Origin of the sequence: Methylorubrum thiocyanatum (assembly GCA_014138645.1) — a bacterium.
GTDB lineage: Bacteria > Pseudomonadota > Alphaproteobacteria > Rhizobiales > Beijerinckiaceae > Methylobacterium > Methylobacterium thiocyanatum.
This window is the reverse complement of sequence record JACJIB010000004.1, coordinates 287,749-302,391: the sequence shown is the minus strand read 5'-3', so window position 1 is coordinate 302,391 and position 14,643 is coordinate 287,749. Positions and strand designations below refer to the sequence as shown.

At 71.0% G+C, this 14,643-nt stretch carries 11 protein-coding genes; 5 read left to right on the top strand and 6 right to left on the bottom strand.

Annotation, left to right across the window (positions count from 1 at the left end; translation table 11 throughout):
- Positions 1–97 precede the first annotated feature (97 nt).
- On the top strand, positions 98–1,558 hold the full coding sequence (locus tag HNR51_RS12660; RefSeq protein ID WP_141953534.1) for a calcium-binding protein: 1,461 nt from the start codon (positions 98–100) through the stop codon (positions 1,556–1,558).
- Positions 1,559–1,912: 354 nt separating this feature from the next.
- Positions 1,913–3,355: a calcium-binding protein gene (locus tag HNR51_RS12655; protein ID WP_141953536.1), complete on the top strand. Its 1,443-nt coding sequence runs from the start codon at positions 1,913–1,915 to the stop codon at positions 3,353–3,355.
- 142 nt (positions 3,356–3,497) lie between these two features.
- On the opposite strand, the gene HNR51_RS26720 is transcribed toward HNR51_RS12655, so the two are convergent.
- The 6 genes from HNR51_RS26720 to HNR51_RS12625 all read right to left on the bottom strand — a co-directional run bounded on the left by HNR51_RS26720 (position 3,498) and on the right by HNR51_RS12625 (position 10,890).
- A complete protein-coding gene (locus HNR51_RS26720) occupies positions 3,498–3,848 on the bottom strand; it encodes a hypothetical protein (RefSeq protein WP_239681500.1) in 351 nt (116 codons plus the stop codon).
- Positions 3,848–6,079 carry a GumC family protein gene (locus HNR51_RS12645; RefSeq protein ID WP_182555162.1) on the bottom strand — a complete coding sequence of 744 codons (2,232 nt, stop codon included), beginning with the start codon at positions 6,077–6,079 and terminating at the stop codon, positions 3,848–3,850. The genes HNR51_RS26720 and HNR51_RS12645 overlap by 1 nt, the downstream gene beginning before the upstream one ends.
- Positions 6,080–6,142: 63 nt before the next feature.
- The gene (locus HNR51_RS12640) at positions 6,143–7,675 is read right to left on the bottom strand and encodes an exopolysaccharide biosynthesis polyprenyl glycosylphosphotransferase (protein ID WP_012456310.1); all 1,533 of its coding nucleotides are present in this window, start codon (positions 7,673–7,675) and stop codon (positions 6,143–6,145) included.
- 130 nt (positions 7,676–7,805) lie between these two features.
- Positions 7,806–8,804, bottom strand: a complete 999-nt coding sequence (locus HNR51_RS12635; RefSeq protein WP_012456311.1) for an NAD-dependent epimerase/dehydratase family protein — start codon at positions 8,802–8,804, stop codon at positions 7,806–7,808.
- 308 nt (positions 8,805–9,112) lie between these two features.
- Positions 9,113–9,892 carry a WecB/TagA/CpsF family glycosyltransferase gene (locus HNR51_RS12630; protein ID WP_182555161.1) on the bottom strand — a complete coding sequence of 260 codons (780 nt, stop codon included), beginning with the start codon at positions 9,890–9,892 and terminating at the stop codon, positions 9,113–9,115.
- Positions 9,889–10,890, bottom strand: coding sequence for a UDP-glucuronic acid decarboxylase family protein (locus HNR51_RS12625; protein ID WP_182555160.1), 1,002 nt, complete (start codon positions 10,888–10,890; stop codon positions 9,889–9,891). Before HNR51_RS12625 ends, HNR51_RS12630 begins: the two co-directional genes overlap by 4 nt.
- 503 nt (positions 10,891–11,393) lie before the next feature.
- On the opposite strand from HNR51_RS12625, the gene HNR51_RS12620 reads away from it, so the two are divergent.
- The 3 genes from HNR51_RS12620 (at position 11,394) to HNR51_RS12610 (ending at position 14,617) form a co-directional block, all read left to right on the top strand.
- Positions 11,394–12,719: a polysaccharide biosynthesis/export family protein gene (locus tag HNR51_RS12620; RefSeq protein WP_239681499.1), complete on the top strand. Its 1,326-nt coding sequence runs from the start codon at positions 11,394–11,396 to the stop codon at positions 12,717–12,719.
- A 69-nt stretch (positions 12,720–12,788) separates the two neighbouring features.
- On the top strand, positions 12,789–14,198 hold the full coding sequence (locus HNR51_RS12615; RefSeq protein ID WP_182555158.1) for a mannose-1-phosphate guanylyltransferase/mannose-6-phosphate isomerase: 1,410 nt from the start codon (positions 12,789–12,791) through the stop codon (positions 14,196–14,198).
- An 11-nt stretch (positions 14,199–14,209) separates the two neighbouring features.
- A complete protein-coding gene (locus tag HNR51_RS12610; RefSeq protein WP_012456316.1) occupies positions 14,210–14,617 on the top strand; it encodes a hypothetical protein in 408 nt (135 codons plus the stop codon).
- Positions 14,618–14,643: the final 26 nt, after the last annotated feature.

Below are 14,643 nucleotides of genomic sequence, written 5' to 3'. Positions count from 1 at the left end.
CCTCAAGGGGTACGTTGCAGATTTACGTAATCGATCCGGCCAATAACCTTCGTTAGGCACCCGCTCCGTTGCGATCATCGCACTTCAAGGAGCAAGCATGCCTGCGGGCCAAACCTACAGCACCACCCCCATCCGCACGACGTACGACGGACAGGTTATCGAAAATCTGGATCTCTGGGTCTCCGACGGCGACGCCATCCGCGTCGAGAATGACAACGTCATCATCCGCAACGTCACCATCCACCACGCCGACGGCAACGGCATCGTCGTCGAGGATGCCAGCGGCGTCAGCGTTCAGAACAGCCTCATCGTCAATTCCGATCCGCCGACGGGCAACGGGGGCGAGACCGATCCGGAGACCACCGGCATCCGGGTCGTCAACGCGCCGAACTTCACCGCCTCGCACGTGACGCTGCAGGACAGCGGCACCGGCATCTATCTCGGCCAGTCGCCGGGCGCGAAGCTGTCCTACATCGAGGGCCACGACTTCCACGGTCCGTTCCCCGGCGGACAGCTCGTCCAGTTCTTCCAGTCGCCCAACGGCAGCCTGTCGGACTTTTCCGTCACCAACGATCCGGGTCACTCGCATGTCGAGGACAACGTCTCGATCATCGACAGCCAGAACGTGACGATCGCCAACGGCGTCATCGACGGCAACAACTCGCCGAGCGGGGCCGGCGTGATGTTCGAGGGCAATTCGCAGGGCGGCCACGTCCAGAACGTCGACGTGATCCACATGAGCAATGGCGGCTTCTCGTCCTACTCGGACGACGTCAGCTTCGTCGACACCCGCTCCTTCGACAACGATGCCGGCGACCAGGGCCGCGGCGTGTCGCTGTCGAACGGGCTGATCTGGAACATGACCGGCCACAACGTCACGGTCGAGGATTCGACCTACACGGATCCGGGCGTTCCCAACAACATCGTCTGGGGCACGTCCTCGGCCGGTGCGGACGTCACGGCGGCGCCCTCGGCCACGCCGATGACGCCGATCCACAACGTGTTCGACGGGACGGCGACGGGCAGCACGCCGGTGGCGACCCCGGCCCCGACCCCCGTTGCGACGACTCCTGTCGCCACACCTCCGGTCGCGACCGCCCCGGCTGCCAACCCGGCGCCGTCGGGCACCGGGATCGACCGTGACGGCACCGCCGCCTCGGAGACGATGACCGGCTCGCGCTTCGCCGACGACCTCGACGGGCGGGACGGCAACGACACGCTCAACGGGCTCGCCGGCGACGACCGCCTCTACGGCGGGGCGGGCAACGACCGGCTCGACGGCGGCAGCGGCACCGACCACCTCTGGGGCGGCGCCGGCGCGGACCGGTTCGTGTTCAAGGCCGGCAACGGCACCGACTGGGTCGAGGACTTCCAAACCGCCGGCCGCGGGCACGACGTGGTCGAACTGAGCAAGGCGATGTTCAGTTCGTTCAACGCCCTGCTCTCCGCGGCTCACGATGTCGGCCCCGACGTCGCCATCACCTCGGGCGCGGACACGCTGTGGCTCGCCGACGTCCACAAGGCCGACCTCTCGGCCGGGCATTTCCTGTTCGTCTGAGCCGTCCGGCGCCGGAGCCGCGTCCTGGATCCCGTATTCAGGACGCGGCTCCGGCCCTTATGCTTTCGCAGTACTCCGAAGGCCGACGGCGACATTTGGAGTACCGCCGTGGAGACGTATCGATGAAGCGGCAGCCACCGATCAAGCGTGGCCGTTCGGCAACGCCGGTTGTGCAACGCGAAAAATATCCGGCGCGGCGATGGTCAATAAAAGCTGTACGGTAAGTTGGTTCCGTGCGCTCGTAGCCCGATCGTTCTAGTTCGATGCGCTGACGTTGCGGATTTACGCAATCGATACCATGATTAAATTCCGTTAGGTGGTCGCTCCGTCGTAATATTCACGAACGGAGAGAGCATGCCCGCGGGTCTGACCACCAGCACCACCCCCATCCGCACGACCCATGACGGACAGGTCATCGAGAACCTGGATCTCTGGGTTTCCGACGGCGACGCCATCCGCGTCGAGCACGACAATGTCGTCATCCGCAACGTCACCATCCACCACGCCGACGGTCACGGTATCGTCGTCGAGGATTCCAGCGGCGTCACCGTCGAGAACAGCCTGATCGTCAATTCCGACCCGCCCGACGGCAACCAGGGCCTCTCCGGCGAGGCCACCGGCATCCACGTCGTCAATTCCCCCGATTTCACCGCCTCGCACGTGACGCTGCGGGACAGCGGCACCGGCATCTATCTCGGCCAGTCGCCGGGTGCGACGCTCTCCCATATCGAGGGCCACGACTTCCACGGGCTCTACCCGTCCGGCCAGTTCGTCCAGTTCTTCCACTCGCCCGACGGCAGCCTGACGAACTTCTCCGTCACCAACGATCCGGACAACTCGCATGTCGAGGACAACGTCTCGATCATCGGCAGCCAGAACGTGACGATCGCCCACGGGGTGATCGACGGCAACAACTCGCCGAGCGGCGTCGGCGTGATGTTCGAGGGCGATTCGCAGGGGGGGCGCGTCGAGGACGTGGACGTGATCCACATGGGCAATGGCGGCTTCTCGTCCTACTCGGACGACGTGACCTTCATCGACACCCGCTCCTTCGACAACATCGCCGAGGACCAGGGCCGGGGCGATCCCATGTCCAACGCCGTCATCTGGAACGCGAGCGGCGACGACGTCTCGATCCAGGACTCGACCTACACCAACCCGGCGGTGGCCAATAACATCGCCTGGGGCCCGTCCTCGTCCGGCGCGGATGTGGCGGCGGCGCCCTCGGCCACGCCGATGACGCCGATCGAGAACCTGTTCGACTGGGTGGCGGGCACGGTCGGCACCGTCGTCGGGGTGGTCACGGGCAGCCCCCAGGGTTCGACCTCCGGCTCGACGCCCGCGATCGGGGCCTCGCCGTCGGGCACGAGCCTCGACCGCGACGGCACCGCCGCGGCCGAGACGATGACCGGATCGAATGCCGGCGACGACCTCGATGGGCTGGGCGGCGACGATACCCTCAACGGGATGGGCGGAGACGACAACCTCTACGGCGGGGCCGGCAACGACCGGCTCGACGGCGGCAGCGGCACCGACCATCTCTGGGGCGGGGCCGGGGCCGACCGGTTCGCCTTCAAGGCCGGCAACGGCACCGACTGGGTCGAGGATTTCGAGACCGGGGGCGCCGCGCCCGACGCGATCGAGATCGCCCGGTCGATGTTCGGCTCGCTCAGTGCCGTGCTCGCCGCGGCGCAGGATGTCGGCAGCGATGTGGTGATCCGCTCAGGCTCGGACACGCTCTGGCTCGCCGACACCCACAAGGCCGAGCTGAACGCGAGCCACTTCCTGTTCGTCTGACCGCGGGATCGGCTCGGTGAGGCGAGGGACCCATCGCCTCACCGCATCCCCAGGGGCCGCGGCGATCGAAAAAATCCTCCGGAAACCGCACGGGATCCGGAGGATTTTTTCACGGCTGCTGCGCGACCTCTCCGGCAGCCCCTCACGATGACGGGGCGGCTCGGGCGACAGCGATCGGGCGGCTTTCTTCGAACGTCCCTTGTCTTTCGAACGTCCCTTGGTCTCCGAACGTCCCTTGGTCTTCGAACGTCTCCTGGCGGCCGCCTTCTGCGCCGTCCCTGCGCGCTCGATGGCCGGCCAGGACCCGCTCGATTCCGGCGCGGAAGGCGGCGAGCGTGCCCAGGGGCCGGGCGCAGCCGCCGCAGGCGACCGGCGCCTCGGCGGTCGGGTCCGCCGGCCAGGTGACGGCGGGGGAGCCGCACGCCGCGCAGGCGAAGGTCCATTCGCTCACGAGGATCGCCGCCCCCGGGTCCAGTGCCGCTTGCGCGCCCATCAGGCGCTGTTCCGGTAGTAGTGCGAGAAGTCGCGGTAGAGCGTGCCGCGATCCGCGGCGCGGCCCTCGTGGCGCTTCAGATCGACCTTGTTCAGGACGAGCCCGGCGACCGTCAGCCCGAGCCGGCGCATATAGGCGAGGCTCGCGGCCACCGCCGCCTTCTGCGTGCCGTGCCACGCCACGACATGGACCACGGCGTCGGCGTGCTGGCGCAGGAGCGCGACGTCGCCCAGCAGCAGCACCGGCGGGACCTCGACGAGGATCACGTCGTAGCGCTCGCGCGCCTCCCGCACGAGCATGCCGAAGGTCGGCTCGGCGTAGATGTCGTGCCCGTCCTTGAGGCCGGAGACGCGGCGGATGGTCGAGATGCGGCCGTCCGCCTCCTCGTCCTCGGCCTCCGTCTCGGGACCGGACGGGCCGAGGCGGGCATCCTCGATCGCGGCGCGGCGCGGCGAACCGTCGAGGATCAGCACCCGGCGCCCCATGGCGGCGAGCGAGCGCGCCACCGAGCGGGCGACCACGGACTTGCCCTCGCCGGGCATCGCCGAGGTGACGAGGACGACCTTGAGCGGCTCGCGCACCGCGACGAGTTCGGCCACCGCCGCCCGCACGGCCTCGCGGAAGACGAGATCCTGCTCCGGGCGCTCGCCCGCATGCGCGCCCGGATATTCACCGACGTGCCGGTTCGGCAGCAGGGCGAGGCAGGGCAGGCCGGTCTCGGCCTCCATCTCGCCCTGGCTGCGGTAGCCCCGGTCGCGGCGGTCGAGCCCGAGCGCCAGAACCGAGCCGGCCCCGGCGCCCGCGAACAACCCGAGGCCGAGCACGAGTCCGAGACCGGGGCCGGTGGGCAGGGTCGGCACCTTGGCCGGGGCCAGCATCTGCGCCATCACCGGCTTGAGCTCGCTCAGCGCGTTGGCGGTCTGGTAGCCCTCGTCGAGGACGCGCAGGCGGTCCCGCGCGGCGGTCGCATCGGCCTGGAGCGCCCGCAGCTTGGCTTCGAGCGCCTTGCTCTCGATGAGCGAGCGGCGCACGGCCGCGACCCGCGCCTCGGCCGCGGCTTCGAGCCCGCGGGCGGCGCCGAGATCGACCTCCACCAGCTTCAGCACCTCGGCCATGCGGGTCTGCAGCCGCTGCTGCAGCGCGGCGATCGAGGCCTTGAGGCGCAGCACGCTCGGGTGGTTGTCGCCGGAGACGGCGGTGAGCTGCTCCAGCTCCGCGCGCAGCTTGCTGTCGTCGGCCAGCATCTGCTGGATCACCGGCGAGATCGTCGTGTCGGCGGCGTTCGGCACGCCGCCGAAGCGCATCACGTCCCCGGCGCGCTGCAGCCGGGCCTCTTCCGCCAGCCGCTTGACGGAGGCGCTGGACAGTTCGGAGAGGGCATCGCGCAATTGCTGCTCGCGCAGGTCCACGCCCTCGCGCACCGACTCGACGAAGCCCGTGCGCTTGCGGAAGGCATCGATCTCGCCCTCGAGGCGCGCGAGTTCGCCCCGCGAGACCTGGATCTGCTCGGCGTACCAGCGGCTCGCCCGCTCGGTGGCGAGGGAGGCCGCCTGCATCTTGCGGGCGAGGTACTCGGTGGCGAAGGTGTTGGCGATCTCCGCCGCCCGCTTGGGATCGCGGTCGCGATAGCCGATGCTGATCAGGTAGGCCTTGGCGTCGTTGCCGACGGTGAGCCCGCGCATCAGCCGCTGGGCCCGCGCGTCCCGCTCGGTCTCCTGCTGCGCGCTCTCCTGTTGGGCGGCGTCCTCCTGCCGCCCGCCGGGGAGGGCGGGCAGCGCGGCCTGGACCCGGCTCGCCAGCGCCTGCCGCAGGGAGCCGACCCAGCCGGTGGGCGGCTCCTTGGCCGCGTGTCCGGCCTCAGGTCGAGTCTCGGCCCGAGCCTCGGTCTCGAGGCGGCCCGCGACGGATTGGGCGATGGCGAAGGAGCGGATGATGCGCGCCTCGCTCTCCACCACGGAGGCCGGCTCCAGGGCGATCTGCGGGCCGGACTTGCCGGTCCCGCGCACGTCCTGGGTCTGGCCGAAATCGAACTGGAGCAGCACCTCGGCGACGTAGCTCGGCGGCAGGGCCAGCGAGGCCGCCCCCGCCGCCAGCGCCGACAGCCCGGCGATCGAGGCGATCATCAGCCGGCGCCGCCACAGCACCGCGAGGGCGTGCCCGGTGACCGCCTCGTAATGGCTGGTGAGCGATCGCCCGCCGCCGGGCGGGTCGGCTTCGTGGAACGGATCCATGGTCGGGCCTGCGTCAGAGTCGGAAGGGAGCGCTTCGAAGGGGGAGGGGCCGGCGGTCCCTCGTCAGCGGGCGCCTTTGGCGGTGAGCACCGCCGGCACCGTCTCGAGGAGGATGTACAGGTCGATCCAGATCGACCAGTTGCGGATGTAGAAGCTGTCCTGCTGCTCCTGGACCGCGAGGTCGCCGTCGCTGCGCGCCGAGATCTGCCACAGGCCGGTCAGGCCCGGCGGCACGCTCGCCCGCAGCGCCTGGAAGGCCGGGCCGAACCGCTCGGTGTGGTAGGCGGGGAAGGGCCGGGGGCCGACCACGCTCATGTCGCCGCGCAGTACGTTGAGGAGCTGGGGCAGCTCGTCGAGGCTGGTGCGGCGGATGAAGCCGCCGATGCCGGGCAGGACCCGCGGATCGTCGCGCAGCTTGCAGAACCGGTCCCACTCGCGCCGGGCGGCCTCGTCGGCGGCGAGGTGATCCGCGAGCCGCGCCTCCGCGTCGCGGAACATGCTGCGCAGCTTGTACACGCGGATGGTGCGGCCATCGCGCCCGACGCGGGGCTGGACGTAGAAGGCGGGTCCCGGATCGGCGAGCTTCACCGCGAGCGCGAGCACGCCGATCAGCGGCCCGAACAGGAGGAGCGCGGGCAGCGTCACGGCGAGGTCGAGGGCGCGCTTGAGGCGCAGGTTGTGCGGCAGGAAGATCGCCCGGCGCACCACGAGCCCGACCACCGAGCCGAGGCAGCGGGTCTGGAGGCGCACCGTCTCCACCTCGGGCGCGTGGTGGGCCACGATGACCTGCCGGAACGGGTGGCGGGTCAGCCAGGCGAAGCGGGCGGGATCGCGCTCGCCCGGCGTGCAGATGGCGACTTCCGCCGCCGCCAGCAGCTCGGCCTCGCGCTCGGCGGCCTTCGCTTCGATCGCCGCGCCCTCGGCCCTTTCTTCCGCCGGTGCCGGGGAGCCGGCCGCTCGGTAGGGTTCGACCCCGCGCGTGGCCTCGCGGACGATCCCGATCGGTCTCAGGCCGAGTTCCGGCCGTGCGGTGAGACTGCGCGCCAGTTCGGCGGCGCCCTCGCCGTAGACGATGGTCGCCGCCCCCCAAACCCCCCGTCGGACGAGCCGCGCACGCACGAACCCCTCCGCGTAATGACCGAGCGGGATGGAGAGGAGGGCGGCGAGCCCGGCCGCGGCCATCCACAGCCAGGGCCAGGGCGCCCGGCCGCCGATCAGCAGGGCCGCGCCGACCGCGGCGGCGGCGGCGAGGCTGCGACGGCGCAGGCGTTCGATCGGCTCCGCCTCGATCGGCTCGTAGAGGCCGAACAGGGCCATGGTGCCGATCTGGAGCGCGCCCCAGCCGAGGAGGCTGGCCGCCGGGATGCCCGGCGCCGCCCCGGCCAGCGCCATGACGACGAGGCTCGCCCCGCAGGCCGCCAGCACGGCGGCGGCGTCGCCGCCGAGCAGGGCCAGGGTGACGATCAGGCCCCGTGCCCGGGCCGCGGCCTCGGCGCGTCCGGGCCGGGCGGGCCCGAGGCGGTCCGGCAGGCGCTCGGGCCAGCCGGCCCTGCCCACCGGCAGCAGGCCGGGATTTGCGACATCGACGTCCGGCATGGGCTCGCTCGCGCTGGGAATGACACGATGGCGCGGAGGGCCGGCGACGCGTCGGAGGCATCGCCGGCCGGGTCCTTTGCGGGATCAGGAGCGTTCCGCGGATGGGTTTTCCGCGGGCGGGTAGGCCGCCTTATTCGGCGGCCTGCCTCGGAGCGGCGTCCGCCTGCTCCTGCGCCTCCCGGACCTGGGCCTCGATCCAGCGGTAGGTGGGCTTCAGGCCCTCGCGCAGGTGGATGCCGGGCTCCCAGCCCAGAACCTCGCGCAGGCGGTTGTTGTCGCTGTTGCGCCCGCGCACGCCCTGCGGCTTGCTGGTGTCGAACGCCTTGTGGATCGTCTTACCGGCGACCTCGGCCACGAGATCGACGAGGCCGCTGATGTTGACGAGTTCGTCTGTTCCGAGGTTGAGCGGCCCGTAATGGTCCGACTGCATGATCCGGTAGATGCCCTCGACGCAGTCGTCCACGTACATGAACGAGCGGGTCTGCTGGCCGTCGCCCCAGATGTCGATCGTGCCGCCGTCGGGCGTGCGCGCGACCTTGCGGCAGATCGCGGCCGGGGCCTTCTCCTTGCCGCCGTCATAGGTCCCGAGGGGGCCGTAGACGTTGTGGAAGCGGACCGAGCGGGTCGGGAAGCCGTAATCCTCGGTGAAGTACTGGCAGAGCTTCTCCGTGTAGAGCTTCTCCAGGCCGTAGCCCTCCTCGGGGGCGGCGGGGAAGGCGTCCTCCTCCTTGAGCGGGATCACGCTCGGCACGTCCTGCAGGTGCTGCGGGTAGACGCAGGCCGAGGAGGAGAACAGGAACCGCTCGACCTTGGCATCGAAGGCGGCCTTCAGCATCTGCGCGCTGATCATCGTGTTGTTGAAGGTGATCGAGGCGTGCGCGCCGGAGATGTAGCCGATGCCGCCCATGTCGGCGGCGAGGTTGTAGACCTCGTCGACGCCCTTCACCGCCTCGCGGCAATCCTCGAACGAGCGCAGGTCGGCGAGTACGAACTCGTCGGCGTCGCTGTGCCCGAAATCGGGGTACTTCAGGTCGACGCCGCGGACGTGATAGCCGTGGCGACGCAAGTACGTCACCAGATGTCCACCAATGAAACCGCCGGCCCCGGTGACAACTGCGCTTTTCGACATGGGTTTGACGCCTTTTCTGCTTCGGCGCTTCCATTCTTATTTCGCGGGCTGACTGAGCATATCTTCTCGATGGGCGATCATACTTTCGCGCTGCGGTAATCCTTTGGAGCGCGGCGCGACGACGTGGAGACCGGATCGCCGAAAGGGGGCGCGAAGGAGTGCCGATGGCTGCCTCGTAAGACCGACCGGCGACCGCCCCCGCGCGGGGATCGAGAAACGTTTGGGGACGTGGCCCGACCGTCACCGGATCGGGCCACGTCCCCAAGACGATGCGCGCATATCGCCGAGCCCGCCCTCGGCGGCAGGCCTCAGAAGGACCGCCGCGGCCGCGACGGTGCGCTCAGGAGCTGGAACGCGGCGCGCAGGGTGAATTCGGGCACGATCCGCCCGTAGCGGCGCCACAGCCGGCGCGGCTCGGTGCCGAGGCGGAAGGCCCATTCGAGCCCGCGCCGCTGCATCCAGACCGGAGCCTGCCGCTTGGTCCCGGCGAGGAAGTCGAAGGCCGCTCCGACGCCGACCATGACCGGCACCTCCAGCCGGTCGCGGTGGCGGGCCATCCAGTATTCCTGCTTGGGGGTGCTGAGACCGACCCACAGGATGTCGGGCTTGGCCGCGTTGATGCGTGCGACGACCGCCTCGTCCTCCTCCGGCGTGGTCGGCCGGAAGGGGGGCGAGAAGGTGCCGGCGACGGGAAGCCCCGGAAACTGTTCCGTCAGGCGCGCGGCCAGCCGCTCGGGCAGGCCGGTCGCACCTCCAAAATAGTATTGCCGGTAGCCCTTGCGGGCGGACAGGGCTGTGAGCGCGCGCATCAGGTCGGGTCCGTAGACCCTCTGGGTGCGCGGGAAGCCGAGCCGGCGCGCCATGAAGACCAGCGGCATCCCGTCCGGGGTGACGAGGCCGGCGCGCTCGTGGATCGCCCGCAAGGCGCGATCGGTCTGGCACTCGATGACGCCGTGGGCGCCGGTGATGCAGACGTAGTGGCGGCGGCGGGCGAGGATCCAGTCCTCGACCGCGCTCACGGCATCGTCCAGGGTGATCGCGCTGACCGGCACCCCGAGGATCGGAACGCGGGGGAGGACCGCGCTCATGAGCCCGTCCTGGCGAGGTCCGGCAGGGCCGGCTCGAACGGCGTCACGCTCGAGGCGGAGGCCGAGAGCAGCGCGTCGAAATAGGCGATGGTCTTCGTCAGCCCCGCGTCGAGGTCGACCTTCGGGCTCCAGTGCAGCATCGCCCGGGCGCGGGTGATGTCCGGGCAGCGCTGGCGCGGGTCGTCCTGCGGCAGCGGGCGGTAGACGATCTCCGAGCGCGAGCCGGTGAGCGCGATGATCCGCTCGGCGATCGCGGCGATGGTCACCTCGGTCGGGTTGCCGAGATTGACCGCGCCGTCGAGCGTGCCCTCGACGTTCATCAGGCGCATCAGCCCCTCGACGAGGTCGTCGACGAAGCAGAAGGCGCGGGTCTGGCGGCCGTCGCCGTAGAGGGTGATCGGCTCGCCCCGCAGCGCCTGCACCACGAAGTTCGACACCACCCGGCCGTCGTCGCGGTTCATCCGCGGCCCGTAGGTGTTGAAGATGCGCGCGACCCGGATCGGCACGTTGTGCCGACGCTGGTAGTCGAAGAACAGGGTCTCGGCGCAGCGCTTGCCTTCGTCGTAGCAGGCGCGCGGACCGCTGACGCTGACGAGGCCGCGATAATCCTCCGGCTGCGGGTGCACGTCCGGATCGCCGTAGATCTCGCTGGTGGAGGCCTGGAGGATCGGGATGCCGAGGCGCTTGGCGAGCCCGAGCATGTTGATGGCGCCGATGACGCTCGTCTTCGTGGTCTGCACCGGGTCGCGCTGGTAGTGCACCGGGGAGGCCGGGCAGGCGAGATTGTAGATCTCGTCGACCTCGACGTAGAGCGGGAAGGTCACGTCGTGGCGCATGACCTCGAAGCGCGGATTGCTCAGGTGCTGCGCGAGGTTCGACCGGTCGCCGGTGTAGAAATTGTCGACGGCGAGGACGTCGTGTCCCTGTGCCACCAGTCGATCGCACAAGTGGCTGCCGACAAAACCGGCGCCGCCCGTCACGAGGATACGTTTTTTCATCGCTCGCCGTCTCCCAATCTCAGTCGATGCCAGATTAGGGGACTTGGATCGGGCGCGGCATTGCTGTTTCGAGGAAGACGAGGCCTGCGGCGGTGCGAAGGCGGTCTACCACGATCGGGCGGCGTCGGCCTCTTTCGCGCCCCGGCGGGACGGGCCGGCGCGGAAACGGTTCCCGACCGCGCCCGAGGCCCGGCCCCGGCCCTGTCGGGCTAACCCGGTCGCGAACCGGCAGGTGACCGAATAGCCAGGACAAAAGCGGAGGGAGCTCTGGCATTCAAGCAGGGCGTCGCGACGGCCCGTCCCCTCTTCCCCGGGCAGGGCAGGCCCCGAAGCCAGCACCCTCGGCCGGCCCCGCTCGCAAGGCCGGCCGGCGCCCGGACAGCAGCCTGAGAGGCGAAGGCATGCTCGACTTCAGGACATTTCGGCCTTGGACCGGCGGGGGGCGGCGCGGTGCGCGGCGTCCGGCCGGTTCCGCGGCAGGGTCTGCACTAGGGCTTGCGGCGGTGCTCCTGCTCTGTCTCGCCGACGCGCCCCTGGCCGCCGAGGTCCAAGCGCCGGCCTCTCCGCCCGCATCCGCACCGGCTTCCGCGCCGGAGCCGCCGGCCGAGGCCGCGCTGCTGCTGTCGAGCGGCGACAAGGTCACCGTCGTCGTCTTCGGCCAGACGGAACTCACCGGCGAGTACGTGGTCGATGCGGTCGGCGATGTGAACCTGCCGATGGTCGGGCGCATCCGGGTCGCGGGCCTGAGCCCCGAACAGGCGGAGACCCTGGTGCGCACGCGGCTGAACGACGGCTACCTGCGCTCGGCCACGGTCAGCCTGCGGCTCTCCGAGATGAAGCCGATCTACGTGCTCGGCGAGGTGCGCTCGCCCGGCAGCTACACCTACCGCTACGGCCTGACCGTGCTCGGCGCGGTGGCGCTGGCCGGCGGCGGGCGGGTCGGCGACCGCTCGATCACCGAACTCAAGGCCGAGGTGCTGACCGCGCGCGAGCGCCTGCGGAGCCTCGAACTCGCCCGGCTCGCCCAGCGCGCCCGGCAGCTCCGGCTGGAGGCCCAGCGCGACGGGCGGACGAGCTTCGTCTCGGACGAGCTGATCGGCCCGGAGGCGACGGCGCTGCTGCGCGGCGAGCAGGAGATCTTCGCGCTCCAGCGCGAGACGGAGCGCAGCGAAGTCGGCCTTCTGCGCCAGCAGGTCGAGCGGCTGGAGACCGAGCGGGCGTCGCTGACCCAGCAGCGCGCCCTCATCGACGAGCAGGTCAAGCTGACCGAGGCCCAGGTCCGCAACTACGCGCGGCTGACCGATAACGGCCACGGCCTGCAGACGATCATGGTGGACCGGCAGCGCGAGAACGCCCGGGTCCGGGCGGAACTCGCCCGGATCGACGCGGATCTCGCCCGCAACGCCACCGCCAGCGGCGAGCTGACCCTGCGCCAGCGCGATACCGAGAACGGCCACCGGCGCCGGGTGGTGGCCGACCTTCAGGCCACCCGCCAGCAACTCCTGGAAACCGAGGCGAGCCTGCCCATCGCCCGCGACCTCCTGGAGAGCCGTGCCCGGCGGCTCGCCGCCTCCGACGGCGGCAGCGAGGCCACCGGCTGGAGCGTCGAGGTGACCCGGACCCGGCACAACGGGGCGGTGACGTTCAAGGCGGCCCTGACCTCGATGCTGCTGCCGGGCGACGTCGTCCAGGTCTCGCCCGCCAAGGCCGGCACCGCGGAGGGATCGACCCCGGCCCCGACCCCGGCCCCCACCCGCGGCGGGGCGGCCGCGCCCGGTCCGGTCTCGCAGGCGGTGCCGGCCCTGCGCAGTTCCTTCGAAACCCCCTGATCCTCCCCTGAACCTTCCCTGACCTCCCCCTGACCTTCCTTCAGTCCCAGCACAAAAGGACGCCCGTCGATGCCTGCACGGATCCAGCCCGTCATCCTCTGCGGCGGCTCGGGAACGCGGCTCTGGCCCACCTCCCGCACCTCGATGCCGAAGCAGTTCGTGCCCCTGCTCGGGCCGCACTCGACCTTCCAGCAGACCCTGCTGCGGCTCCAGGGCCCGCTCTTCGCCCGGCCGATCATCGTGGCGAACCGGGACTATCGCTGCCTCGTCGAGAAGCAGGCGGCGGCCATCGACGCCGCGATCACCCTCCTGCTCGAGCCGGAGCGGCGCGATTCCGGCCCGGCGATCCTGGCCGCCTGCACCCTGGTGGCGCGGCAGGATCCGGAGGCGGTGGTCCTCGTGCTGCCCTCCGACCACATCGTCACCGAGCCGCGCGCCTTCCGCCGCGCCGTGGCCTCCGCCCTGCCGGCGGCGCGGGCCGGGCGGCTCGTCACCTTCGGCATCGAGGCGGATCATCCCAGCACGGAATACGGCTGGATCCGGCCCGGTGACCGCGTCGAGGCGCGCTGCCACGCGGTGCACACCTTCGCCGAGAAGCCGGACGCGGTGCGGGCCGCCAGCTATCTCGCCGACCGCTGGCTGTGGAATTCCGGCAACTTCCTGATGCGGGCCGATACCCTGTGCGGCGAGTACGCCGCCTTCGATCCCGACACGGCCGCCGCCGCCGCCGCCGCGGTCGAGGCCGCCGCCGACGAGGGCGGGGCGCTGGCCCTCGATGCCGAGGGGTTCGCCGGCACGAACAAGACCTCCCTCGACTTCGCGGTCATGGAGAAGACGAGCCGCGCCGCGGTGGCGCGGATGCGCTGCGGCTGGTCGGATGTCGGCAACTGGAACGCGCTGTGGGCGATCAGCGAGCGCGACGACCTCGGCAATGTCAGCCGCGGCGCGGCCGAACTGTTCGAGAGCGAGGGCTGCTTCGTGTCGTCCGAGGGGATGGTGACCTCCCTCGTCGGGGTGCGCGACCTCGTGGTCGTGGCCGAGAAGGACGCGATCCTGGTGGCCGACCGCAGCCGCTGCGGCGACGTGCGCAAGATGGTCGAGATCCTGCGCAGCAAGGGCCGGCCCCAGGCCGAGTGGCACGCCGCCTCGCACCGCCCCTGGGGCAGCTACCGGGTGCTGGAGGCCTCCAACGGCTTCCAGGTCAAGCGGATCACCGTGGCGCCCGGCGGCCGGCTGTCCCTGCAGAAGCACCGCCACCGGGCCGAGCACTGGGTCGTGGTGCGCGGCTGCGCCCGGGTCACCGTGGACGACACCGTCGCCGATTACCGCGAGAGCGAGCACATCTTCATCCCGCTCGGCGCGATCCACCGCCTCGAGAATCCCGGCAACGACGATGTCGAGCTGATCGAAGTGCAACTCGGCAGCTACCTCGGCGAGGACGACATCGTCCGCCTCGAGGATGCCTATCACCGCGCCTGACGCGACCCGCCATGACAGGCCCGGAGGAGCCGACGACGGAAGGCACCGGACCGGACGCCGCGGCGTCCGAGCCGGCAGAGCACGGCGCACTGACCCGGCACTGGGACAGCCTGGACGGGGAGGCCGCCGCGCTGCTCGGTGCGGTCGAGCGCAGCCTCGACCGGATCTCGGCGCCGGAGGGAGAACGGCGGCGCCCGACCCCGCTCGTCGGCGAGGGGGGGCGGCCGCGGCTCGGAGGGCCGAGCCTCGCCTCGGCCTCGCCCGAGCGGCCGAGGCGCTGGATCACCGCCGTCCTCGTCGCGGCGGCGCTGACCCTGCCCTTCGCGACGCCCGCGGGCGGGCCCGCCCCACGGACCGCGACGGACGCTCGGCTCGCCGACCCGGAGGAGCTGCGCCTGAGCCGGGTCCTCGGCCGATGACGGGGCGGACGAGGACCTGCGCCCGG